The sequence below is a fragment of the Bradyrhizobium sp. Mp27 genome (assembly GCF_029953005.1).
GTDB classification, from domain to species: domain Bacteria; phylum Pseudomonadota; class Alphaproteobacteria; order Rhizobiales; family Xanthobacteraceae; genus Bradyrhizobium; species Bradyrhizobium barranii.
Map to the genome: position 1 here is coordinate 1 of NZ_JASAUS010000652.1, position 423 is coordinate 423.

Sequence of the window (423 nt, forward strand, 5' to 3'; positions counted from 1 at the left end):
CGCGCCGAAGAAGTCGACGGCCGACGAGAATGCAGGCGAAGGCGCCAGCATCGCCAACCAGTCGATCCGCGTCAACGTGGATACGCTGGAGCATCTGATGACCATGGTCTCCGAGCTGGTCCTGACCCGCAACCAGCTGCTGGAGATCTCCCGCCGCAACGAGGACACCGAGTTCAAGGTGCCGTTGCAGCGCCTGTCCAACGTCACCGCCGAGCTGCAGGAAGGGGTCATGAAGACGCGCATGCAGCCGATTGGCAATGCCTGGCAGAAGCTGCCCCGCATCGTCCGCGATCTGTCGAGCGAACTCGGCAAGCAGATCGAGCTGGAGATGCACGGCGCCGACACCGAGCTCGACCGCCAGGTGCTCGATTTGATCAAGGACCCGCTCACCCACATGGTGCGCAACTCCGCCGACCATGGCCT

1 pseudogene is annotated in these 423 nt (G+C 63.8%); it reads left to right on the top strand.

Going from position 1 to position 423, the window contains the following annotated elements:
• Positions 1-423 (top strand): annotated as a pseudogene (locus tag QJT78_RS52185) (hybrid sensor histidine kinase/response regulator); the annotation flags it as partial.